Annotated in this window: 20 protein-coding genes; 9 read left to right on the top strand and 11 right to left on the bottom strand. The window is 66.8% G+C overall.

What is annotated here, in order from left to right; genetic code table 11:
- Positions 1 to 52: 52 nt before the first annotated feature.
- Genes J2X65_RS02545 through J2X65_RS02535 form a run of 3 tightly spaced genes read right to left on the bottom strand, consistent with a single transcriptional unit; the run spans position 53 to position 3,375 of the window.
- Complete coding sequence (locus J2X65_RS02545; RefSeq protein ID WP_310197560.1) at positions 53 to 1,915, bottom strand: CopD family protein; 1,863 nt, start codon at positions 1,913 to 1,915, stop codon at positions 53 to 55.
- A 6-nt stretch (positions 1,916 to 1,921) separates the two neighbouring features.
- Positions 1,922 to 2,356 (bottom strand): copper resistance protein CopC, encoded by a 435-nt coding sequence (locus tag J2X65_RS02540; RefSeq protein ID WP_310197557.1) that lies wholly within the window; start codon positions 2,354 to 2,356, stop codon positions 1,922 to 1,924.
- Positions 2,350 to 3,375, bottom strand: coding sequence for an ABC transporter permease subunit (locus tag J2X65_RS02535; protein ID WP_310197554.1), 1,026 nt, complete (start codon positions 3,373 to 3,375; stop codon positions 2,350 to 2,352). Before J2X65_RS02535 ends, J2X65_RS02540 begins: the two co-directional genes overlap by 7 nt.
- 297 nt (positions 3,376 to 3,672) lie before the next feature.
- Here J2X65_RS02535 and J2X65_RS02530 point away from each other — a divergent pair, with 297 nt between their 5' ends.
- The 6 genes from J2X65_RS02530 to J2X65_RS02505 all read left to right on the top strand — a co-directional run bounded on the left by J2X65_RS02530 (position 3,673) and on the right by J2X65_RS02505 (position 11,024).
- A complete protein-coding gene (locus J2X65_RS02530; RefSeq protein WP_310197550.1) occupies positions 3,673 to 5,016 on the top strand; it encodes an LLM class flavin-dependent oxidoreductase in 1,344 nt (447 codons plus the stop codon).
- A gap of 1 nt (position 5,017) precedes the next feature.
- A complete protein-coding gene (locus tag J2X65_RS02525; protein WP_310197548.1) occupies positions 5,018 to 6,046 on the top strand; it encodes an ABC transporter permease subunit in 1,029 nt (342 codons plus the stop codon).
- On the top strand, positions 6,040 to 6,837 hold the full coding sequence (locus J2X65_RS02520; RefSeq protein ID WP_310197545.1) for an ABC transporter ATP-binding protein: 798 nt from the start codon (positions 6,040 to 6,042) through the stop codon (positions 6,835 to 6,837). Before J2X65_RS02525 ends, J2X65_RS02520 begins: the two co-directional genes overlap by 7 nt.
- A gap of 40 nt (positions 6,838 to 6,877) precedes the next feature.
- Complete coding sequence (locus tag J2X65_RS02515) at positions 6,878 to 7,903, top strand: ABC transporter substrate-binding protein (protein ID WP_310197542.1); 1,026 nt, start codon at positions 6,878 to 6,880, stop codon at positions 7,901 to 7,903.
- A gap of 26 nt (positions 7,904 to 7,929) precedes the next feature.
- Complete coding sequence (locus J2X65_RS02510) at positions 7,930 to 9,369, top strand: NAD(P)-binding domain-containing protein (protein ID WP_310197541.1); 1,440 nt, start codon at positions 7,930 to 7,932, stop codon at positions 9,367 to 9,369.
- A gap of 80 nt (positions 9,370 to 9,449) precedes the next feature.
- Positions 9,450 to 11,024: an ABC transporter substrate-binding protein gene (locus J2X65_RS02505; protein ID WP_310197538.1), complete on the top strand. Its 1,575-nt coding sequence runs from the start codon at positions 9,450 to 9,452 to the stop codon at positions 11,022 to 11,024.
- Between the two features lie 115 nt (positions 11,025 to 11,139).
- Here J2X65_RS02505 and J2X65_RS02500 read toward each other — a convergent pair whose 3' ends face one another.
- Together J2X65_RS02500 and J2X65_RS02495 are read right to left on the bottom strand one after the other, a co-directional pair.
- Complete coding sequence (locus tag J2X65_RS02500) at positions 11,140 to 12,324, bottom strand: LLM class flavin-dependent oxidoreductase (protein ID WP_310197535.1); 1,185 nt, start codon at positions 12,322 to 12,324, stop codon at positions 11,140 to 11,142.
- Between the two features lie 27 nt (positions 12,325 to 12,351).
- Positions 12,352 to 13,941 carry an ABC transporter substrate-binding protein gene (locus J2X65_RS02495; RefSeq protein WP_310197533.1) on the bottom strand — a complete coding sequence of 530 codons (1,590 nt, stop codon included), beginning with the start codon at positions 13,939 to 13,941 and terminating at the stop codon, positions 12,352 to 12,354.
- 146 nt (positions 13,942 to 14,087) lie between these two features.
- On the opposite strand from J2X65_RS02495, the gene J2X65_RS02490 reads away from it, so the two are divergent.
- The 3 genes from J2X65_RS02490 (at position 14,088) to J2X65_RS02480 (ending at position 16,691) form a co-directional block, all read left to right on the top strand.
- On the top strand, positions 14,088 to 15,113 hold the full coding sequence (locus J2X65_RS02490; protein WP_310197530.1) for an aldo/keto reductase: 1,026 nt from the start codon (positions 14,088 to 14,090) through the stop codon (positions 15,111 to 15,113).
- A 247-nt stretch (positions 15,114 to 15,360) separates the two neighbouring features.
- Entirely contained in the window at positions 15,361 to 16,218 is an 858-nt protein-coding gene (locus tag J2X65_RS02485; protein ID WP_310197527.1) for a VOC family protein, read from the top strand.
- Between the two features lie 35 nt (positions 16,219 to 16,253).
- Positions 16,254 to 16,691, top strand: coding sequence for a putative quinol monooxygenase (locus J2X65_RS02480; RefSeq protein WP_310197524.1), 438 nt, complete (start codon positions 16,254 to 16,256; stop codon positions 16,689 to 16,691).
- A 166-nt stretch (positions 16,692 to 16,857) separates the two neighbouring features.
- Here the strand turns inward: J2X65_RS02480 and J2X65_RS02475 are convergent, their stop codons facing one another.
- The 6 genes from J2X65_RS02475 to J2X65_RS02450 all read right to left on the bottom strand — a co-directional run bounded on the left by J2X65_RS02475 (position 16,858) and on the right by J2X65_RS02450 (position 22,955).
- The gene (locus J2X65_RS02475) at positions 16,858 to 17,481 is read right to left on the bottom strand and encodes a hypothetical protein (protein WP_404977654.1); all 624 of its coding nucleotides are present in this window, start codon (positions 17,479 to 17,481) and stop codon (positions 16,858 to 16,860) included.
- Positions 17,482 to 17,496: 15 nt separating this feature from the next.
- Positions 17,497 to 19,755 (bottom strand): molybdopterin cofactor-binding domain-containing protein, encoded by a 2,259-nt coding sequence (locus tag J2X65_RS02470; RefSeq protein ID WP_310197518.1) that lies wholly within the window; start codon positions 19,753 to 19,755, stop codon positions 17,497 to 17,499.
- Between the two features lies 1 nt (position 19,756).
- A complete protein-coding gene (locus J2X65_RS02465; RefSeq protein ID WP_310197515.1) occupies positions 19,757 to 20,218 on the bottom strand; it encodes a 2Fe-2S iron-sulfur cluster-binding protein in 462 nt (153 codons plus the stop codon).
- A 53-nt stretch (positions 20,219 to 20,271) separates the two neighbouring features.
- The gene (locus tag J2X65_RS02460) at positions 20,272 to 20,703 is read right to left on the bottom strand and encodes a heme-binding protein (RefSeq protein ID WP_310197512.1); all 432 of its coding nucleotides are present in this window, start codon (positions 20,701 to 20,703) and stop codon (positions 20,272 to 20,274) included.
- 374 nt (positions 20,704 to 21,077) lie between these two features.
- Positions 21,078 to 21,959, bottom strand: a complete 882-nt coding sequence (locus J2X65_RS02455; protein ID WP_310197508.1) for an ATP-binding cassette domain-containing protein — start codon at positions 21,957 to 21,959, stop codon at positions 21,078 to 21,080.
- A 6-nt stretch (positions 21,960 to 21,965) separates the two neighbouring features.
- Positions 21,966 to 22,955 (bottom strand): ABC transporter ATP-binding protein, encoded by a 990-nt coding sequence (locus tag J2X65_RS02450; protein WP_310197505.1) that lies wholly within the window; start codon positions 22,953 to 22,955, stop codon positions 21,966 to 21,968.
- Positions 22,956 to 22,958 lie beyond the last annotated feature (3 nt).

The following is a 22,958-nucleotide window of genomic DNA, read 5'->3' as shown; positions in this document are numbered from 1 at the left end:
AATGTGACGCGTCGGGCGTCGGGGCGGTGAGGAAAGGCACGACAGGTCGGACTCAGTGCCCATGGCTGCGGAGCTCGGTAAGCGGGAAGGGGGTTCGCGCCACGGTGGCCGACGCTTCGGCCCATGTCGAAAGGCCGGGTGCCGTTCGGCCGGCAGGGGCGACACGGCCATCGGCCAGCCGGCGCACGCGCAGCCAGCCATTGGCATCGATGAGCAGATCGGTGCCGTCGAGCTGCTGCTCGTCCAGCCCGCTGGCGATGGCATAGGCGCTCCAGGCATCCGGCGAGCCCGCCCGGCACGTTTCTCGGATCGCCGCAGGTGCCGCGGTCGGGGAGACGATCAGCGTGAGGTACCCGAGCTCGGGCGAAAGCTCGGTTACGGCTCCGGCGAGCCCATCGGCCCGGAAGGCGACATGGACCGGGCGTCCGCGCTGTGCACGGAGGTCGGCGGGCCGGCTCTCGCAGATCACCGGCAGATCGGGCGCAAGAACGGGAAACGGCCAGGCTCCCGCCTCGGCGACCGCCGTGCCGGCGGCGCGAGCCCGGAAATAGTCGATCAGCTGCCAGCGCTGCCGCGCTTCGAGACCCGCAATGGTGCCATAGGCGAAGGGGCTGTGGCCGATGCGGTCGAACGTCTCGGTCAGCCACCAGAAGAGATCGCCGTCCGGCCGCTGCCAAAGGCCATAGGGGGTGAGGTCGGTCGGGTCGTCCTTCGGACGGAAGCACTCCGCCGTGCAGTGGCGCTTCACGAGATCGAGGCCACGCGCGATCGAGGCGACGGAATAGCCGGTTTCCGAGTGCTGGAAGCTGGTCGGATAGGCCGGCTTCGCCAGAAGCTGGAGGTTGGGCGACGGCAGCAGCCACAGCAGCGTGACGGCGAGTGCCGGGCCGATCAGCCGGGTGCGGCGCCAGAAAAGCGAGGCAAGCGCCAATGCAAGCACGCCGGCGATCAGGGCGATCCGCCAGACATGGCGGGCGATATAGGGATCGCCGATCTGCGACAGGTCGGGCCGCTCGGCAAAGGGCCAGACCGCCACCTCATGCGCGGCGGGAGGCAGCGTCGCGAGGCGCACGGCGACGCTGACGACGACGAGGCCGATTAGGGTCTCAAGGATGATGCTGGCAAGAAGCGCCCGCCGCCCGCCATGCGATGCCGCGCGAGGCGTGAGGATGAAGCGGTTGACGCCGGCGATGAGGAGCAGGCTCGCGAGGCCGGCGATCTTGCCGAACGCCAGCCGGCCATAGGGTGTGCCGAACCAGCCGCCCAGATCGCCGATCAACCGGTCGGACTGCACGACCGCCGAGCCGATCAGCGCAAGGATCGATGCGAGGCCGAGCCGTGAGAAACGGCGCAGCGCCCGCGCCGCCACGGGTGCGGGCAGAGCCTGTACGATCAGCGCCAACGGCACCAATCCGCCAAGCCACGCTCCGGCGGCCATCACATGGACGGCGACCGCGAGCGGAAACCACGCATCATCGGCTGCGGCGGCATGCCCCAGCTGGGATTGCAGAGCGAGCGCGGTACCGGCGAGCAGGGCGGCGACGATCAGGCGTCGGCGGGAGTCGAGCCCGCCCGCAGCGAGCGTCGCGGTCACCAGCAACGCGCTTCGCAGAACGAGGCTGATGCCGAAATGCGTGCGGGTGGCGACGGACCAGGCATTGGTCGCGAACTGAACAGGACCGGCGGCGTCGGTCATCGCCACGGTCTGCGCCGCCAACCAGAGCGGAGCACCGGCGAGGCCGACCGCGAGACTTGCCCGCACAAGCCATGACAGATGCCGCCGTAGCGAAGCATTCGCCGCGCCCGGCGGCACGACAAGCCATGCTCCCGCCAATGTGCCGAACAGGCTGAGGGCCCCGAGAAGCTCGATGCCCCGCGCGGCGGGCAGGAGTGCGCCGATGTCGATATCAGGCACGCGCGATCATCGCGGCTTGACGACGAAGCTGAAGCTGCCCGTCGTCTTGTGGGTATCGACCGAGGCCGCCGTCCATTGCACCATATAGGTGCCGGCCGGAAGCGGAGGGACGGTCACGGCGAGCGTCTTCCCCTCGCTGCCGATGCCAAGATGGAGGTCATCCTTGCTGACCGTGCGTCCTCCGCTGTCCTTCACCTCCAGCCGGGACAACTGCGCCTCCAGCTTTTCGGTGAACGTCACCGTCACTTCGGCGGGAGCGGCATCGACCACGCCGTCGACGGGGGGCGACGCGGTCTTGAGATGGGCATGCGCCTGCGCCGTTCCCATCGAGCCGAGGGAGAGTGCCGTTCCAAGGGCCAGAAATCGTGTCCACCGGCGCAGCGGCGAGGACAGCCTCCGGGCCGCTTGCGAAGAGGTGCGGATGCCTTCACGAATCACCATTTTACGGTGCCTTTCTGCCAGGCGAGAAGCCGGTCGCGCGTGCGGAACAGCAGGGTGGTGATGGCGGAGAACAGCAGCGCCATCAGCAGCAGCCCGGCATAGAGATGCCCGTAGGCGCCCCAGCCCTGCGCCCAGGAGAGGTAATAGCCGAGCCCATCCTTCACCCCGAGCATCTCGGCGACCACCAGCACCGAAATGCCGTTGCCCAGCCCCATGAACAGCCCGACGAAAACATGCGGAAGGGAGGCCGGCACCGCGACCTTGACGAGCAGGAAGCGCTGGTTGGCCCCGAGCGTGCGGGCGACGTCGTAATAGGAGGCGTCGACGCCGGCGACACCCGACCAGGTGAGGACCGTGACCGGAAACCAGGTCGCCAGCGCGATGAGGAAGATGCCGGCGCTGAAAGTGCCGGGAAATGCGAACAGCACCAGCGGGATCAGCGCGGTGGCGGGCACCGGGCCGATGAAGCGCAGAACCGGGTGAACCCAATAACCGACGCCGCGCGACCAGCCCGTGGCCACGCCGGTCAGGAAGCCGACCAGAGCCCCGATGCCGGTGCCGAGGGCGAGCAGCAGAAGCGAGTGCCGCACGCTGCTCCACAGTCGCGCGTAGTCGGTGGCATAGACATCGGCCAGATCCTGTGGCGGCGGGAAATAGGGCTGCGGCCACCAGGCGGTCTTTGCCGAAGCGATCTGCCAGATGGTGAGAAGGATCGGCAGCGCGCCCAGCCATGGCGCGTTGCGGCGGAGCCATGTGCCGAAACGTCCGAGCCGTGGACCCAGCAGCGCCGATGCGAAAAGCAGGACGGCGAGCAGGGCCTGTGCCGCGGCGAAATCGGCGGTCAGGCGATGCTCCTGCCGGTCGGGCCACAGGCCGGTCACGACCGCGGCGACCAGCCACAGCCCGGCCGCACCGGACAGGCCGGGAAAGGAGCGGGAAGACCAAAAGCCCCGGGCACGCGCGAGGCCGCTCAAGGCGGTGTCATCGCCGGGGGTATGGCCGAAGACGGCGTCTGTCACCTCTGCACCTCAGATATCCGGACGAACATGAACCGAGGCGAAGCTGCATTTCTAGCGTCAGCTTCAGTCTTCGGTGCGGCATTCTTGCGCCGCAGAAAGGATAGGTGCTGATATTGGGGCTGAGTTTGAATGTAGCTGTCAAGGCTTCGAAATAAATGAGAAATACTTACTGCGCATGGGTGGCAAGAAGGAGATTTATGCTCTCGGCCCATTCGAGAAAGTGAAGATTTTCCGATCTTCACCCCTACGCTTTCGCATCGAGCTGATCGATGTCCGGCAGTAGGGGAGATGGCGCCAATGGCCAAGCGCGACGGGCAATTGCGACTGGGTGCTTTCTACCATGAGGGCGGCCACCATGTGGGGGCCTGGCGCCATCCCGAGGCGGCAACCGACGGGCTGCAGGCGCTCGTCGACTTCGCGCGCAAGGCGGAGGCGGCCAAGTTCGACGCCATCTTCTTTGCCGACGGCCCCAGCGTGCGCCTGCGCAACGTCGCCGCCGCCAGCGGCAAGGCCCACAACGGCGTACGGGCCTTCGAGCCGATCACGCTGCTGTCGGCGCTGGCGCTGGCCACCGACCGGATCGGCCTTGTCGCCACCGCGTCGTCGAGCTTCACCGAGCCCTACAATCTCGCGCGCCAGTTTGCTTCGCTCGATCATATTTCGGGCGGCCGCGCCGGCTGGAATCTCGTCACGACGAACGATCAGGACGCGGCGTTCAACTTCAACCACGCCGCCCAGCTGCCGCATGCCGAGCGCTACCGGCGGGCAGGCGAGTTCGCCGACGTGGTGCTCGGGCTGTGGGACAGCTGGGACGACGATGCCTTCCCGCGCGACCGCGAGGCCGGACGTTATTTCGATCCGGCCGGACTGCACGTGCTGCATCACGAGGGCACGCATTTCCAGGTGCGCGGGCCGCTCAACATTCCGCGCACGCCGCAGGGCCATCCGGTGGTGGTGCAGGCCGGGTCGTCCGAGCCCGGCAAGGAGCTGGCGGCGCGCACCGCCGAGGTGATCTTCACCGCGCAACAGACACTGGACGAGGCGGTGGACTTCTACGCCGACGTCAAGGCGCGGCTGGCCCGCTATGGCCGTTCGCGCGACGACCTCAAGATCCTTCCCGGCGTCTCGCCGGTGATCGGCCGTACCCGCGCCGAGGCGCGCGCGAAGTTCGAGCAGTTGCAGGATCTCATCACGCCGGAGGTCGGGCTTGGCCTGCTGGCCGAACATCTCGGCGCCGACCTGTCCGGCCATCCGCTCGATGGGCCGATCCCCGACCTGCCGCCCACCAATGGCGGCAAGAGCCGGCAGACGCTGGTGGTCGACCTGGCGCTGCGCGAGAAGCTGACCATCCGCCAGCTCTATCTGCGCATCGCCGGCGCGCGCGGCCACTGGCAGCTTGTCGGCACGCCGACCGAGATCGCCGACCAGCTGGAAGAGCGGTTCGTCAACTATGGCGCCGACGGCTTCAACGTGATGCCGCCGCTGCTGCCCGGCAGCCTCGACGACTTCATCGAGCTTGTCGTGCCGGAGCTGCGCCGCCGCGGCCTGTTCCGCAGCGAATATGAGGGGACGACGCTGCGCGACCATCTCGGCCTCAAGCGGCCGGGGAACCGCTTTGCCCGGCAGATCGCGGCGGAATGACATGAGCGACCTTTCTTCGACGCCCGAAACGCGGACCGGGTCGATCCGCCTGACCTTGGCGGATGTTGTGCCGACGGTCCCGCGTCCGCTTGTCGATCTGGTCGGCCTCCTCGCCGCCGTCGTCTGGTTCGCGGTCGCCGCCGCGGCGCTTGGCTGGGAGGATGTCGGCGACTGGCCGCGTACCCAGACCTTCGCCGTCGCCGCCGGCCTCATTGCGGCGGGCATCCTCGTCGTGTCGCTGGCGGGGCGCTGGCTCGGGGGCGTTTCGCGTCGTCTCGACCGTGCCGGCCTGTGGCTGATCGTGCTCGGCCTGTTCTTCACCCTGTGGCAGCTCGCCTCGGCGAAGCTCGGATGGGTGCCGCTGCCGTTCTTCCCGCCGCCGCAGGCGCTGCTCGAGGTCTATCTCGACGATTTCCCGCGTCTCGGCGAGAGCATCCTCGCCTCGGTGAAGCTCCAGCTCTGGGGCTACAGCATCGGCGCGGTGGCGGGATTCCTGCTCGGTGCGTCGATCGGCTGGTCGCAGCGCGCGGCCTATTGGGTGCATCCGGTGCTGCGCTTCATCGGGCCTCTGCCGGCCGGCGCCTGGCTGCCGATCGCCTTCTTCGCCTTTCCGTCGAGCTGGAGCGCCGGCATCTTCCTGATCGCGCTCGCCACGGGGTTCCCGGTCACGGTGCTGACCTGGTCCGGCATATTGAGCGTCAACCCGGCCTATTACGACGTCGCCCGCACGCTCGGCGCGCGCTCGCGTTTCCTGATGCTCAAGGTCGCGATACCCGCGGCGCTGCCGCATGTGTTCGTCGGCCTGTTCATGGCGCTCGGCACCTCCTTCTCGGTACTGGTGGTGGCCGAACTGCTCGGCGTGAAGGCCGGGCTCGGCTTCTACATGCAGGCGGCGCAGGGATGGGGCGACTACGCCAATCTTTATGCGGCGCTGCTGGTGCTGGCGCTGCTCTGCTCGGGCGCGGTGTCGCTGCTGTTCGCCGCCCGCGACCGCTTCCTCTCCTGGCAAAAGGATATCGTGACATGGTGAGCGCCAGCATCCAGACGGCGGAGGCGCCGCGCGTCACCGGCGCCTCGCTTGACATTGACGGCGTGAGCCACGGCTTCGAACTCGACGGCGCGGTGCTGGAGGTGCTCGACGATGTGAGCCTGCACGTCGCCCCCGGCGAGTTCGTTGCGCTGCTTGGCCCTTCGGGCTGCGGAAAGTCGACATTGCTGCGCCTCATCGCCGGGCTGGAGCCGCCGACGCGCGGCAGGCTGAGCGAGGCGGGCCGGCCGATCGAGGGGCCGGATCCCTCCCGGGTGGTGGTGTTTCAGGACCCGACGCTGTTTCCCTGGCGCACGGTCCGGCGCAACGTGGCGGTCGGGCCGGAAGCGCAGGGCACGCTGAAAAGCTCGCAGGGACGTATCGACGAAACTCTGGCCCTGGTCGGGCTGTCGAAATTCGCCAAGGCCTATCCGCACCAGCTCTCCGGCGGCATGGCGCAGCGGGTGGCGCTGGCCCGCGCGCTGGTGAACGATCCCGACGTGCTGATCCTCGACGAGCCCTTGGGCAAGCTGGATTCGCTCACCCGCATCACCATGCAGGCCGAGCTGGTGTCGCTGTGGCGGCGCGAGGGCTTCACCGCGATCCTCGTCACCCATGACGTGGAAGAGGCGCTGTTCCTTGCCAACCGCGTCGTCGTGTTCAGCGACCGGCCGGCGCGCGTGAAGGCCGATATCCCGGTCGATCTCCCCTATCCGCGCCATCGCGGCGACCCGCGGCTCGCCGAGCTGCGACGGCAGGTCCTCGGCCTGCTCGGCCTCGACGCCGACTGGTAGCGCTCTCCCCCGTTCGCCCCCGCACCCGAAAGGTTCTCCGATGTCCGACGCTTCGTCCTCCTCTCTTTCCCGCCGCCATCTCCTCGGCGCCGCCGGTGCGCTGGCGCTTGGCGCGCCTTTCGCAACCGGCCTTCTCGACGTGCCGGCGCTGGCGCAGGGCGCCGCGCCGCTCAAGGTGAAGCTCGGCTGGAGCGGCACCGGCATCTGCCTGATCTCGGTGCCGGCGGCGGTGGAGAAGGGCTTCTTCGTCAAGCACGGCCTCGACGTCGAGATCGTCAAGTTCGGCTCCGCCTTCGACCAGAGCCTGGAAGCCGTCGCGTCGGGCAAGATCGACGCAACGGTGAACTTCATCCTGCGCTTCCTGAAGCCGCTGGAGCAGGGCATCAACATCAAGTTCACCGGCGCGCTGCATGGCGGCTGCATCCGGGTGCTGACTCCGACCGATGCCGCTATCACCGACTACACACAGCTCAAGGGCAAGACCATCGGCGTGGTCGACCTCGCCAGCGCGGCGAAGAACTTCACCTCGGTGCAGCTCTACAAGGCCGGCCTCGACCCCTATAAAGATGTCGAATGGCGCGTCTATCCGGTCGACCTGCTCGGCGAAGCCGTGCGCAAGGGTGAGATCTTCGCCGCCGCCGATGCCGACCCCGGCATCTATCTCGTGCTCAAGAACAGCAACGGCAACCTGACCGAGCTCGGCGGCCTCGCGCACGGCATCTACAAGGACCTGTCTTGCTGCGGCGTGGCGGTGCGCAACGAGTTCATCACCGAGAACAAGCCGGCGGCGGCGGCACTCACCCGCGCGCTGCTGGAATCGGCGAACTGGGTGCACAACAACCCCGACGAGGCGGCGCAGATCTTCACCGCCTATTCGCCGATCGCCAAGCCGATCCTCGCCGAGATCATCCGCAGCCATACCCACCAGCACCATTTCGGCGGCGGCCCCGACCTGCAGAAAGAGGTCGCCATCTATGCCGACGATCTCAAGACCGTCGGCATCCTCAAGCCCCGCACCGATCCGGCCAAGCTCTCCGACCGCATCGTCGTCGACGTGCTGAGCTGAACCAACCTCTGCAAGGATCACAGCGCATGACGAACCCGGTCACCGTAGATGCCGCCGCCCGCGAGGCCCTGCGCCTCATCGGCCCCGATCCCGAGAACTGGGTGCCGCCACGCGACGGTATCGACCACACTGTGGCGATCATCGGCGGCGGGCAGACCGGCACCACCTTCGCCTTCGCGCTGCGGCGCGCCGGCATCGGCGGGGTCAGCGTCATTGAGGCGGCGCCGGACGAGCGATCGACCGGCGTCTGGCTCACGCGGGCGCGGATGGAGAAGCTGCGCACGCCGAAGAACCTGCCGGGACCGGAACTCGGCATTCCCGGCCTGTCCTTCCAATCCTGGTACGAGGCGCGGCACGGGCGGGAGGCCTATGCCGCGCTGACCACCATCCCACGGATCGACTGGGCGAACTATCTCATCTGGTACAAGGATTTCCTTGGCATTCCGGTCCGCTATGGCGTGCGCGTGAAGCGTATCGAACCGGCGAAAGGTCTGTTCCGGCTGCATCTGGAGTCCGAGGGCCGCGCATGGGTGGAGACCGCCCGCAAGGTGCTGCTGGCAAACGGTGTCGGCGGCAATGGCGGCCCCTTCATCCCGCCGGTCTTGACCGACAACCTGCCGCGCGCCCTCTATGCCCATACGGCCGATGCCATCGACTTCGCCGCTGTCGAAGGCAAGTCGGTGGCGGTGCTCGGCGCGGCGGCCTCTGCCTTCGATGCGGCGGCGACCGCGCTGGAAGCCGGAGCGGCGGAGGTCCACCTGTTTGCGCGGCGCGCCGAGATCGCCTCGGTGCCGATCAACCGCGTGCGCGGCTATCCCGGCGCCTATGACAATTATCCCGCCTTGCCGGACTCGATCCGCTGGCGGCAGGCGCTGCGCTTCCTGCGCGCCGGTTCCACGCCGCCGCCGGATGCGGTGCGGCGCGTCGTCCGCTTCGACAATTTCCATCTCCATCTCGCCGCGCCCTGGACCGCCGCGCGGCAGGAGGACGGGCGCATCGTCGCCACCGCCGCCGGCGAAGATTTCGTCTTCGATTTCGCCATCGCCGGCACCGGCTATTTCGTCGACCCCGCTGCACGGCCGGAACTGGCGGATGCCGCCGGCCGCATCCTGCGCTGGCGCGACCGCTACACGCCGCCGCCGGACGAGCGGCATGAGGGGCTCGGCGCGCATCCCTATCTCGGGCTCGGGCACGAATATCTGGAGAAGGAGCCGGGCACGGCGCCCTATCTCAAGGACATCCACGTCTACAACCCCGGCGGCTTCGTGAGCTTCGGCCTGCCGATCGGCGACGTGCCGAGCTTCCGGCGCGACATTCCCAGCGTGGTGGCGCGCATCAGCCGCGACCTGTTCCTCGCCGATCTCGACGCCCATGAGCGGCGCATCACCAGCACCATCGCCGCCGAGTTCGACGCGAGCCTCTATGCCTCGGCGATCTGGCGCGGCGCCAGGGCGGCGGCGGAATAGCCGGCCCTTCCCGCGGCCAGGCGGGTGCCGGACGCATCCCGCCGGGCCGACCCTTCCTGTCAGCTTGAGCGAGAACTCCCATGATCCGCATCCTGTGCGGCGCGTTGGCCCTGCTGCTCGGAGTTTCGCCGGCGTTCGCCGACGCAACGCCGAAGCGCGGCGGCACGCTCAACATGCTCGTCGAACCCGAGCCGCCGACGCTGGTCGGCATCGCCAACACCGCCGGCCCGACCGGCAAGGTATCGCCCAAGGTCACCGAAGGACTGCTGAGCTACGGTTTCGACCTGAAGCCGCAGCCGCAACTCGCCACCTCGTGGGAGGTTTCCGAGGATGGGCTGCGCTATACGTTCAAGCTGCGGCCGGGGGTGAAGTGGCATGATGGCGTCGACTTCACCTCCGCCGACGTCGCCAATTCGATCCGGCTCTTGAAGCAGTACCATCCGCGCGGACGGGCGACCTTCTCCAGCGTCGTCGACGTCGAGACGCCGGACCCGCTCACCGCCGTGCTGGTGCTGTCCAAGCCGGCGCCGTTCCTGCTTACCGCCTTCGCGGCTTCCGAGACGCCGATCGTGCCGAAGCACATCTATGGCGACGGCGATCCTGCCGCCAATCCGGCGAGCCGCGCGCCCATCGGCACCGGCCCCTACATCTTCAAGGAATGGGTGCGCGGCAGCCACATCGTCTATGAGCGCAACCCCGATTACTGGGATGCGCCGAAGCCCTATATCGACCGGCTGGTGGTCAAGTTCATCCCCGATCCCGCGGCGCGGGCGGTGGCGTTCGAGACCGGCGCGGTGGATGTCGGCGGCGAAAGCCCGGTGCCGCTGAGCGAGATCGAGCGGCTGAAGGCGGTGCCGCAGCTCGGCATCGAGACGCGCGGCTACGAATACAGCGCCTCGGTGGCCCGCATCGAGTTCAACCTGTCCAATCCCTATCTCAAGGACGTCCGGGTACGCCGCGCCATCGCGCACGCCATCGACCGCAAGGTGATCCTGAACACCGTGTGGTACGGCTATGGCGTGGTCTCACCAACGCCGATCAGCCCGGTGCTCGCCCGCTATTCCGATCCCGACGCGAAAATCTACGCCTATGACCCCAAGCGCGCCGAGCAACTGCTCGACGAGGCCGGCTTCCCGCGCGGGCCGGACGGCGTGCGCTTCCGGCTGGTCCACGACTTCTTGCCCTATGGCGACGGCTTCAAGCGCACCGCCGACTATCTCGCGCAGGCGTTGCGCCGGATCGGCATCGAGGTGACGATCCGCAGCCAGGATTTCGCCACCTACATCAAGCGCGTCTATACCGATCGCGATTTCGACTTCACCAATAATTCGATGGGCAACACCTTCGACCCGACCATCGGCGTGCAGCGGCTCTACTGGTCGAAGAATTTCAAGAAGGGCGTGCCGTTCTCCAACGGTTCCGGCTGGAACAACCCGCAGGCCGATGCCGCGCTGGAGGCGGCGGCGGTAGAGACCGACGAGGAGAAGCGCACCGCCGATTTCCGTACCTTCCAGCGCCTGGTTGTGGAGGAGGTGCCGGATATCACCCTCATCAGCCTGTCGCAGGTGACGATCTACAACCGGAAAGTGAAGGACCACACGGTGGGCGCCGGCGGTCTCAACGACAACCTCGCCGGCGTCTGGCTCGACCCGTGAAAGAACCGGCGGCGGGAGCCCCAAATCCCGCCGCCGGTGGCCTTCGCTCTGGGACGCGGGAGCGGCAATCCCGTCGAAGACATTGGTACGTCTGGGTTTCGGGCTGCCGTGCCGATCACAGCCGGAGCCCCGCCTGCTTCAGCAAGGGCAGGATGCGTGCACCGAAAAAGGCGAGATCGGGCTCGAAATCATAGAAGGCCAACTGGAAACCATCGACGCCGGCCTTATGGAGCCGCACCAATTGGTCGGCGATCTGCTCGGGCGAGCCGATGAGCTGGACATTGCCGCCAATGGCGCCGCCGACGCCGTAGCGCAGGTTCTCGCCGGTGTGACCGCGCCAGGCATGGGCGTCGCTGTCGAGCCGTGAGCGCCCGGCGATGGAGGCGAGGTCGGCGTGATCGACGATCGCCTGCGCGTAAGCCTCTGCTTCCGCTTCGGTTTCCCGCGCCACGATCAACGGGTTGAGGATGGTGCGAATCTCGCGGCCCTGCGCCCGCGCCGCCTGCTTGAGCCGCCCGGTGTGGGCGGGCAGCGAGGCGAGCGCGCTGTCGATGTCGCCGCCGCCGGGACTGGCGACGAAGACGAGGTCCGAGTGGCGGGCGGCGAAGTCGACGCCGGCATCCGAGCCGGTGGCGTTCACTAGCACCGGCCGGCCAAAGAGCGGACGCGGGCTGATATAGGCGTCCTTGAGCCGCCAGGAAGAGCCGCCCTCATAAGTGAGCGGCTCGTCGCTCGTCCATAGACGTTTGAGAACGCTGACGAATTCGTCGGCGAGTTCGTAGCGCCGGTCGTGCTCGATGCGGCTCCAGCCGAACAGTTCGTGCTCATGGGCGCGGTGTCCCGTCACCACGTTGATGCCCCAGCGGCCCTTGGAAATATGGTCGAGCGTCGCCCCGAAGCGGGCGAGATGCACCGGATGCCAGGGGCCGTAGAGCACGTGCAGGGTGGAGATGAGCAGGATCTTGCTGGTGATCGAGGCGAGCGCGGCGGTGACGATGAAGGAATCGAGGCCCGCCTCGGTACGGGTCGGGCCCTGGCCGCCCTTGGGCATCCACTGGGCGACGCCGAAAACCAGATCGAATCCAAGGGCTTCCGCTGTCAGGGTCAGCTTGGCATTGTAGTCGAAGGACCAGTCGGTGCCGCGCGGCAGGGTGGAGTTGCTCCAGCCGCCGTGGTGGATCGGCAGGAACAGGCCGAGCAGGGTCGGCTGCGCCAGCGCACGCGAGAGCGGGCTGTCGGGAAAATCGGCCGGCGACGAGGCCAGTGAGGTGTAGGGTGAGGCCGATGGGACCACGTTCATCGCGCTATCTCCATTGAGGGCCGGCCGTCAGCGGTCGAGCCAGACATCAGCAAAATTGGCGGCGAGGCCGTCGGCGGTCAGGGTGTGGTTCTTCACCGCCTTGTTGAACACGGTGAAGCTCTGGAACGAGACGAGGTTCACCGCCGGCAGATCCGCATCGACCTGACGCTGGAAGGCGAAGAACAGCTCGCGGCGCTTGGCGGGATCGATCTCCACGGCGGCGGCCTCGAGCAGGCGGTCGACCTCGGGGTTGGCGTAATGGCTGGCATTGGAGAAGCCGAGGCCGATCTTGAAGTTCTTCGACCAGTAGCCGCGCTGGGCGCCGATGGTCGGGTCGAAGGTGTTGCCGAGCTGCTCGACCTCGATGTCGAAGGCGCGATCGGTATAGACCTTGCGGACATAGGCGGCGAATTCGTAGTTCTCGATCACCGCATTGATGCCGACCTTGGCGAGCGCGCTGCGGATATATTCGGCCGAACGCCGGTTGCCGTCATTATAGGGGTTGTACAGCAGGCGGAGCGTGAAGCGCCTGCCGTCCGCCCCGCGCGTCTGCCCGGCCTCGTCCAGCAGCTTCTCGGCGAGCGCGACGTCGAAGGCGTGCGGCTTGATGCCGGGGTCGTGGAACGCTTTCAGCACCGGGGCGATGGGGGTCGGCGAGACGACGCCGTAGCCGTACCACGCGACGGCGAGGTTGGCCTTCAGGTCGATGGCGTGGGCGATGGCCTGCCGGACCTTCAGGTCCTTCAGCACCGGCGTATCGAGGTTGAAGAACAACTGCCCCTGATTGCCGGAATATTCGTAACCCTTCGTCTCGATGCCGAGATTGGGCAGCGCCTGGAATCGCTCGCGGTCGGCGAGCGGAATGGGGTTGTCGCCGGCGAGCAGGACCTCGCCGGTCTCCAGCGCCGCGGCGCGGGCGGACGCATCGGGGATGAATTTCACCACGATGCGATCCAGATAGGGCTTGGGCTTGTCCCAGTAGTCGGGATTGCGCTCCAGCACGAGATGGCTGCCGCGCACCCATTCCTTGAACACGAACGGGCCGGTGCCGACGGGACGGCTGCCATTCGGATTGGCGGAGATGTCGGTGCCGTCATAGATGTGCCTGGGCACGATCGGCGCCTCGCCGGCGGAGAGCGCGGTGAGCAGGTAGGGCGCCGGCTTCGACAGCACCAGCACGGCGGTGAGCGGATCGGGGGTGCGGACCTCCGCGACATTGGCGAAGGTGCCGCGCCCGCGCGGATGGGTGCGCTTCAGCGTCAGGATCGAGAAGGCGACGTCGTCCGAGGTGAAGGGCTTGCCATCATGCCATTTCACGCCGTCGCGCAGGCGGAAGGTATATTCGAGGCCGTTTTCGGCCACCTCCCAGGAGGTGGCGAGCTGGGGATGCGGCTTCAGCTCGAAATCATAGGTGAGCAACCCCTCGGTGACCTTCGGCCCGATGCGCTGGGTGGCGCCGAAGCTGTTGTCGATGCCGACGATGGTGGTCGGCTCCGGCACCGCGATCATGGTGAGGGTGCCGCCGCGCTTCGGCTCGTCGGCAAGGCCGGCGGTGGAGAACGCGGCAAGCAGCAGGGCGGCAGCGAGGGGGCGCGGGAAGGTGGCAAACGACAGCATGGCAAGGTTCCGGGAAAGGGAAACCAAGCCTAGCGCAACCGCGACGCCCGGAATGAGAAAAATCTACTGAATTAATATACTAAAACAGGCGCCCGTTCGCCGGCGGACTCGCCAGTATGCCGGCCCCGCGAGAGACAGGAGTTTCCATGGAGTATCGTCGTCTCGGCCGCAGCGGCCTCAAGGTTTCGGAAATTGCGCTGGGCACCATGACCTTCGGCAAGGGGGCCGACGAGGCGGAGGCCGGCCGCATCCTCGATGCGGCGCTCGATGCCGGCGTCAATTTCATCGACACCGCCGATACCTATGCGGAGGGCGCCTCGGAGGCCTATCTCGGCCGGCTGCTGCACGGCATCCGGCACGAGCTGGTGCTGGCGACCAAGTTCAACAACCCGACCGGCGCCGGGCCGAACGATTCCGGCTCCTCGCGCGCCCATATCGTGCGGGCGCTGGAGGACAGCCTCGCCCGGCTGCGCACCGATTACATCGACCTCTACTACATCCACCATGTGGATGTGCAGACGCCGCTCGACGAGACGCTGCGGGCGCTCGACGACCTCGTGCGCGCCGGCAAGGTCCGCTACATCGCCGCCAGCAATTACGAGGCGTGGCGGCTGCTCGAGGCGCTGTGGCAGAGCGACAGCAATGGCTGGAGCCGCTTCGTCGCCTACCAGCCGCAGTATAATCTTCTGGTCCGCGACATCGAGGACGAGATCGTGCCGGTCTGCGAGCTGAAGGGCGTCGGCATCGTGCCGTGGGGGCCGCTGGCCGGCGGGCTGCTCACCGGGAAATATCAGGGCGGCACCACATCGATCGCCGGCTCCCGGTCGGAAGACGGCTGGGGCTTCCGCGATCGGCAGCAATACTATCATGCGCAGCGCGAGACGGTGGTCGCGACGCTGATCGAACTCGCCGACGAGCTGGGCCGCCGGCCCGGCGCCATCGCGCTGCGCTGGCTGCTGGAGCGGCCGGCGGTGGCGAGCGTCATCGTCGGCGCACGCGACGCGGCACAGCTGGCCGACAATACGGACGCTGCCGGCTGGCGGCTGCCGCCGGAGGTGAAGGTGCGGCTCGACACCGTCTCGGCGCCGCCGCCGCGCTACCCCAAGGCCTTCGAGGCGCGCATGCAGGAGCGGCGGGACGCGGCGGTGAAGTTTTCCGTGCGGCGGGGGTGAGAGGCCGGCAAGCGCGGCGAGGGGAAGCGGAGAGAAGCCCTCTCCCACGGGGAGAGGGCCGGTGAGGGGCTCCACGCTTCCCGATGCTGCTGCCCCTCACCCAGCCCGCTGCGCGGGCCACCCCGAGGGTGAGCGCTGGCGACGCCGACTTACCGCATTTAACCAAACACAACCTGCGTAAAGCCTCCGGCTCCGTAAGAATTAGCGGCACCCGACCATAGTAACACCGCGACGGGCTGGAGGAACGATGTCCCATCACACCGAGAACACGATCCCAGGGGATGGCCCCGATCGCCGCGCCATCCTGCGCGCGGCGGGCAGCGCCGCGATCGGCGGCCTTGCCGCGAGCCTCGCGGCGAACGCACCCGCACAGGCAGATAACGCTGCCGGAACCCGCGACCCGCGCACGCTCGGTGCCCGGCTTCGGGGCGTGCAGCATTTCGGGCTCACGGTCCAGAACATGGACCGTGCCTTCGAGTTCTACACCGAGGTTCTCGGCGGCACGGAGGTGATGCGCGACGGCGACTTCCAGGGCGAGCGCATCCACAATACGCTGCTGACCGATCAGGAGATCCTTGCGCGCCAGCGCGGCGTCAACCCGCGCACGATCGGCGTGCCCGATCTCGGAGGCGGGGCCCAGCGCCTCGATGTGCGCTTCGTCCAGTTCGACAATGTGGTGGTCGAGCTCCTGCAGTATCGCGACGCGGCGCAGCCAATGGGCGGCGGCAACAGCTTCGCCGAGCCGCTCGACCATATGAGCCCGGCGTTTCCGCGCATGATGCACATCTGCTTCCACATTCGCGACGACGTGGACTTCAACACGTTCATCCACGATCTCGAGGCGGAATCGGCGCGTCGCGGCATGACGCAGGTGAGAGCCAACCGGGTGATCACGGTGCAGTCTGAGCAGGAGCGGCTCGCCGCGCCGCTAAAGGCCAATTCGAACCCGATCACCGAGGGGAAATCGAACGGCTGGACGCTCATCTACTGCAAGGGCTGCGAGGGCGAGCAGCTCGAGTTCGTCCAGGCACTCGGACCGGTGAAGAAGACATTCGACGACGCGCTGGCCGCGCGCCGGCTCCTCGTCAGCGCCAAAGGAGGCTGACGGGCGCGGCCCGCACGAAACGGAGGAGACGGCGCATGACCGGTCAAAGTCGACGAGGGGTGGTGATCGTCCTGCTCGCTGCCCTCGCATCCTATGCCGCTGCCAATGGAAAGGTCATTTCGGCGACGGCGCAGGAGGGACCCGGAAGAGGCTATTCGCAGATTGCCGAAGGCGCCTACTCGATCGTCGCCGAGGTCCGCGCAAAGCCCGGCAAGGCGGCCGAACTGCGGGCCGCGACGCTGCCTCTCGTCGAACTCGTGCGGAGCGATCCGAAGAACCTGGCCTATTTCCTTCAGGAGAACCGCGCGGCGCCCGGCCATTTCATCTTCTACGAGATCTTTGCCAACGAGGCGGATTTCGAGGCTCACAATGCCATGCCCTATGTGCAGGAGTGGTTCGCCAGGCTGCCCGAGCTCGCCGATGGCGGGGTCAGGGTCATGCGGATGGAAATCCTGAGTGGCGCCGGGAAATGAGGCGCGGCCTGCCGGACGGCAGCCGCATGGCGGCGGATGCAACAGCCGCTTGTGGCTGACCGGGCAGCCCTCACGCCTGAGGGACGTGGAGGCGCCGGCAGCATCGATGACCCCGTGCAGCATCGGGACACGGCCCGCAGCCCGACCGCGCCGCTCGGGTGCCGCGTCAGTCTGGACAGGGCTGGCCGGCCGCTCCCCACACAGTCATGTCCTTGACATGATCTTCGAAGCTTCCCGGCGGAACCGAGCGGCCGGCGCCCGGCTCCCACGCCCTTGGAATGAACCCGCTCAGCGACGCGTCATGCCGCAAATGCTCGACGAGGGCCATCGCGTCGCGGCCGCCATTGCGTTGAGGATCCTTCAGTTGAGCACAGATCTCCGCGCCGCTCTTGCCAAACCAGATGAATTCGACCGGCGCGAGCTGCCAGTCGATTCCGGCATTCAGCGGCGCCGGCGCGGGAGCGTTCGGCAGGGTGGACGTGACGTGGCACGTCGAACAGGGAACCGTCTCCGCCCCGATGCGGCTTTTCCCGCCATGAATGTTCATGCCGTGCACCCGAGGCTTGGTTTCGCCGGCCGGCGTCCAGATCGGGATGGCGTTCGCGTCGACGTGGCAATTGGCGCAGCGTGGATGGGTCACGACCGCTTCGATCCTTGTCCAGGCCCGCAATCCTTCAGCCCGGCTGATACTGCCCGGAGGCAGCGCGTCTTTCGCCGGCTCGTTGGCCAGGACAAATCCGGCCAGCGCGACGATCGATGAACTGGAGAAGGCAAGGGTGATCAGAGACATCCTCATGGTCTGCCCTCACACGAAATCGATGAACTTGTTGAACGGCATTTCGCGTAGGCGTTTGCCGGTGGCCGCGAAGATGGCATTGGCCAAAGCGGGCGCCGCGGGCGGGACAGGCGGCTCGCCGATGCCCCTGACTGTGTAGTCGTTTTCCAGGCCCCTGACCTCGATCGTCGGGCACTGATACATCCGCATGGCTTCGTGATGATGGTAGTTGGTCTGCTGGACGGCCCCCTTGGCATAGGTGAGCTCGCAGTTCATGGCATGGCCCAGGCCCCAGACGACACCGCCTTGAACGAGATTCTCGAAATTGACGGGATCCACGACCTTGCCGACATCGGCCGCCACCCAGACCTTGTCGATCTTGATGCCGCGCTCGGTCATGGTTACGTCGACGATCTCGGCCACCGCCGTGCCGAACGACTCGACGAACGCCACGCCACGGCCTTTCCCGTTTCCGAGCGGCCCCTTCCAGTCCGCCATTTCGCCGACGGCTTCCAGGAGCTTTCGGTAGATCGGGATCTTGCACATCTGGATGCGCGCCATGAGCGGATCGAGCCCGGCGGCATGGATCAGTTCGTCGATGAAACTCTCGGTAAAGAATCCATTGGCGGAAGCGCCGACCGACCGCCACGTCGTCGATGGCGACAGCCCCTGTACTTCGAAGCTTGTCGCCCGATAGTTGGGAATATCGTAGTATACGTTCCAGATGCCGACCGCCAACTGGCCGTCGGGGTCGCTCGATGGTGTTCCCATTCTTGCCAGCAACTCTTTGAACGGGGTGGTTGCGGCGACCTGGACATCGGCGGCGATGATCCTGCCGTCCTTGACACTGCCACGATACCTGCCCATCGCGATCTGGCGCGGAATGTCCTGCAGGAAATCCTGCTCCCGCGAGAAGACGAGCTTTACCGGGGTGCCGCGAAGCTGGTTGGCGACCTCGGCAAGCACTCTGATGTTCTCGAATTCGAGGCGATGCCCGAAGCTTCCCCCCATCCACTCATTGTGGAAGGTCACCTGTTCGGGCTTCATGCCGATCGCCGTGGCGGCGATATACTGCACCGATTGCGGCGTCTGATGACCCGCCCAGATCTCCATTCCCTTGTCGGTTACGATGCCGATGCCGTTGAGCGGCTCCAGCGGCTGATGCCCGACATAGGGGGCGCGGTATTCCGCCTCGACGAGGATGCCGTCCTGCAATCCGACGTCGATTTCGCCGTCGTTGCGCCATTCCTTGCCGAGGAATTGCGGAGCGAAGGAAGAGGCCACGACATTCCAGTGGTCGGCCTGCTCGGCCGGATATTTGCTGGGCTCCCATGTGCAGTCGACACGCTCGGCCGCCTGCATGGCGTACCAGCTGTTCGTGGCGATCACCGCGATGCCGTTCGATATCTTCAGGATCTTCTTGACCCCCGGCATCGCCTGGGCCTGGCTCGCGTCATACGACGTGATCGGCTGGCCCTTGTTGGGGTTCAGCTTGACGGCCGCATAGACCATGCCGTCCATTTTCCGATCGATGCCGAACTTCATCTCGCCGGTGACTTTCGGCCGGATGTCGAGCCGTTCCATCGGCTTGCCGATGAAACGCCATTGCGACGGCTCGCGGAGTTTGACGTCCGCAACCGGCGTGATCTTCGCCGCCTCGGCCGAAAGCGCGACATAGGGGATTTTGGTTCCGTCCGGCAGGATCACGTTTCCGGCCTCGGTGCGTAAATCGGCGGTCGCGACACCGCTGCGCCTGGCTGCGGCCACCTTCAATGTTTCCCGTGCCACCGCGCCAGCCATGCGCAGTTTGTCAAAGGTATCGGGAATCGCACTGGAGCCGCCGGTCATCTGCAAGCCGGCCTTCCTCAACCATTCCAGCGCGGCGGCGCGGGCCTTCTCGGCTTCGGGGCTTTGGTCCGGCGCCATGAAGGGCGCGAGTTCGTGGGCGAAGCCGGTATTGAAATAGGCGGGACTGGGGCCGGCAAAACGGATGTCGAACTGCCCCGGTTCGACGTCCAACTCCTCGGCGATCATCAGGGGCTGGATGGAGCCGACGCCCTGGCCCTTATCGGCATGCTGGGCGATGAGCGTGATCCTTTCCGGACTGATCTCGACCCAGGGATTGAAGGTAACCGAATTTGGACCAAGCTCCGCCGTCAGCGGATTTGCGCTCGCCGTGGAAGAAGGCGCCTGTTGCGCCTGAGCGAACTGCCCGAACGCCACACCGCCGGCGACCGCGACGGAGCCGAAGACGAAGTGGCGGCGGGAAAGGCGCGGCCTCTCGCCCATCTCATTGTCCTCCCATCTTCTTGGCGGCCGCGTGGATCGCGACACGAATGCGCTCATAGGTGCCGCATCGACAGAGATTCCCCGACATAACCTCGTTGATGTCTTCATCGGTGGGCTCAGGAATGGTTTCGAGAAGCGCTATCGCCTGGATGATCTGGCCAGCCTGACAATATCCGCATTGCGGTACCTGGTGCTCGATCCAGGCTTCCTGCACCGGGTGCAGCTTTCCGTTGCCGACCGCCTCGAGGGTGGTGATCGTCTTGCTCGCGACATCGGCCATGCGCGCCTGACAGGATCGAACGGCGACACCGTCGATCTGCACCGTGCAGGCGCCGCACTGAGCGATGCCGCAACCATATTTGGGGCTGGTAATGCCGAGTTCGTCGCGCAGGACCCAGAGCAAGGGCATCTCGGGAACAACGTCCACCTGTCGCTTGAGCCCATTCACGGTGAGTGTGAACATATCGATGCCTTCCCTCAGCAGACGCTGCTTTCCATTGCGGCGAACACGACCTTCTATGCGCCGGCGACCCGGCCGATGGCCGCGGCGGCCGCCTCGGCAACGGCGATATCCTGCTCGACCGAGCCCGCGCTGGTGCCGACCGCGCCGACGATCTGTCCGTCGACCGTCACCGGCAGGCCGCCGCCAAAGATCACCACGTTGCCGCCGTTGCTCTGTTCGATTCCGAACAGCGGCGCTCCTGGCTGAGCCAGTTCGGCCAGATAATCCGTCGCCTTGTCGAACATGCGCGCGGTCTTCGCCTTGCCAATCGCAAGGTCTATGCTTCCCGCCAGCGCACCATCCTGGCGCGTGAAGGCGATCAGGGCGCCACCGGCATCAACCACGGCGATATTGTAGGGGATGCCGAGGCTGGCCGCCTTGGCCTCGCCAGCCCCAAGCATCTGCTTTGCGTCGGCGAGCGTCAGCGTATCGACCGTGCGAGGCATGCATCCCTCTCTCGATCCGGTTTCAACCCCGCCTGCCGACATGCGCGGCCGCGGACAGTCCCCCGTGGCATGCCGCGGGCAATTCGCAATCGCTCGAATGTCTTGTGGCGGCCGATCTAGGCTTGGCCATACGGGGTGAACCCGCCCCGACTTCGGCCACGATCAGAAATAGCGCGGATCAGGGACGATACACGTTAAAAGAAGTAAAATTCAAAACAACATCAACTTAACTGATATTTCTTTCTGATTCGCGCCAGCGGAGGGCAGATTCTTGGCCGGAAGCTTCGACTACATGGCCACATCAATGTAATTTCGTACGAATTTATCCATATTCCGGAGATGGCGATCGGCTTTGGCCGCCCGCCCGCGATCGCTTATCGGCCATCCAGGAAAGGGGCAGATCCCTTCGGCACGGCGAGACGGTCCGTCACACGCGGGCCGCCGATACGGGGAAGCGACGCGAGCAGGGAGCGGGTGTAGGGGTGCCGGGGCGCGGCGAAGACTTGGTGCGTGGGCCCGACCTCGACGATCCTGCCCGACTGCATCACCGCCACCCGATCGCACATCGAGCCGACGACGTTCAGGTCATGGCTGATGAGCAGGTAGGTCAGCTTGAACGCGCGGTGCAGATCGCGAACCAGCGCCAGAACGGTCGCTTGCACGGAAACATCGAGGCCGGAGGTCGGCTCGTCGAAGATCACGACCTGCGGTTCCAGCACCAGCGTGCGGGCCAGCCCGATGCGCCGCTGCTGGCCGCCGCTGAGCTCGTGCGGGTAGAGGTCGAGATGCTCTTCCGCCAGCCCGACAGCACTCAGGATCTCGCTTATCTTCGCGTCGCGGCGTTCGCGCGGCCAGTTGGTGTGGATGATCAGCGGCTCATGCAGGGAGCGTCGCAGCGTCCAGCGTGGATCGAGGGAGGCGGCCGAATCCTGATAGGCATATTGCAACCGCGCCCGCACCGCCAAAGGCCGTCGCGCACGAGGCGAGGGAAGCCGCTCGCCGGCGAAGGTTATCGTCCCTGCCGTCGGATCGATGATGCCGCCCAGCATCTTGCCCAGGGTGGATTTCCCGCTGCCGGTCTCGCCGACGATGCCGAGAGCCTCGCCGTCCGCGACGCCGAAAGACACGTCATCGACGGCCCGCACGGCCCCGGTGCGGCGACCGAGCAGGCCTCGGATCGGGAAATGGCAGGAGAGATGCTCGACCTCGAGCAGTGGATGGGTCTGGCGCGGGGTCTCAGGCGATGCGTCGGGCATGGCGGGCTAGGAGGGCGTGGGCATGGGATGATGACATGCCAGCACATGGCCCTCCTCGCTGCGCGATGGCAAGGGCCGGACGGTCCGGCACAGCCGCGAGGCGCGCGGGCAGCGCGGGTTGAACCGGCATCCCGGCGGCGGGGCGAGCGGGCTGGCGGATTCGCCGGGTATACCCACCGCCTCGTGTCCGGGTTTGGGCAGGCTGGCGAGCAGCATGCGCGTGTAGGGATGACGCGCGGCCGCGAAGAGCGCCTTGCGCGGCAGGATTTCGACGATCTGGCCGGCATACATGACGAGGACCCTGTCACAGATCTCCCAGGCGGCGCCGAGATCATGCGTCGTGAACAGGATGGCGAGCGTCCGCTCGGCAGCGATACGCCGGAGCAGCCCGAGGATCTGCACCTGCACGGTGACGTCCAGTGCCGCGGTCGGCTCATCGGCGACGAGCAGGCGCGGCTGCGGCAGCAGCGCCATGGCGATCATCAGCCGCTGACGCTGGCCTCCCGACAGCTGGTGCGGATATCTGTTCAGCAGGTCCCGCGACGCCGGCAGCTGCACGGCAGCCAGCATGTCGAGGATCATCGCCTCGCGGGCACGCCGCGACCGTCCCAGAAGATGCCCGGCCGTGGGCGGTGCCCTGTAGCGCACGATATCCGCGAGCTGCGTCCCCACCCGGAACAGCGGATTGAAGCTCTCGAACGGATCCTGCGGCACGAAGGTCACCAGACGGCCGCGGGCGTCCCGCGCGGCCTTGGCGTCGTCCAGCATGTCGATGCCGTCGAGGCGGATGCGTCCGCTGACGATCTGCGCCTGCGAACCCGGCAAAACGCCGAGGATGGCGCGAGCGAGGCTGGTTTTGCCGCTGCCGGATTCGCCGACGAGGCCGACGATCTCGCCAGGCGCCATGGCGAGGCCGATGCGGTCCAGCACATGGGCCGGCCCCTTTTCCGTGCGGAAGGTGAGCGACAGGTCGTCGATCTCGAGCAGCGGGTCCATCGC

It is taken from the genome of Ancylobacter sp. 3268 (assembly GCF_031456575.1).
Classification (GTDB): Bacteria; Pseudomonadota; Alphaproteobacteria; order Rhizobiales; family Xanthobacteraceae; genus Ancylobacter.
The sequence above is the reverse complement of the archived record's forward strand: the minus strand, read 5'-3'. Positions and strand labels throughout refer to the sequence as shown.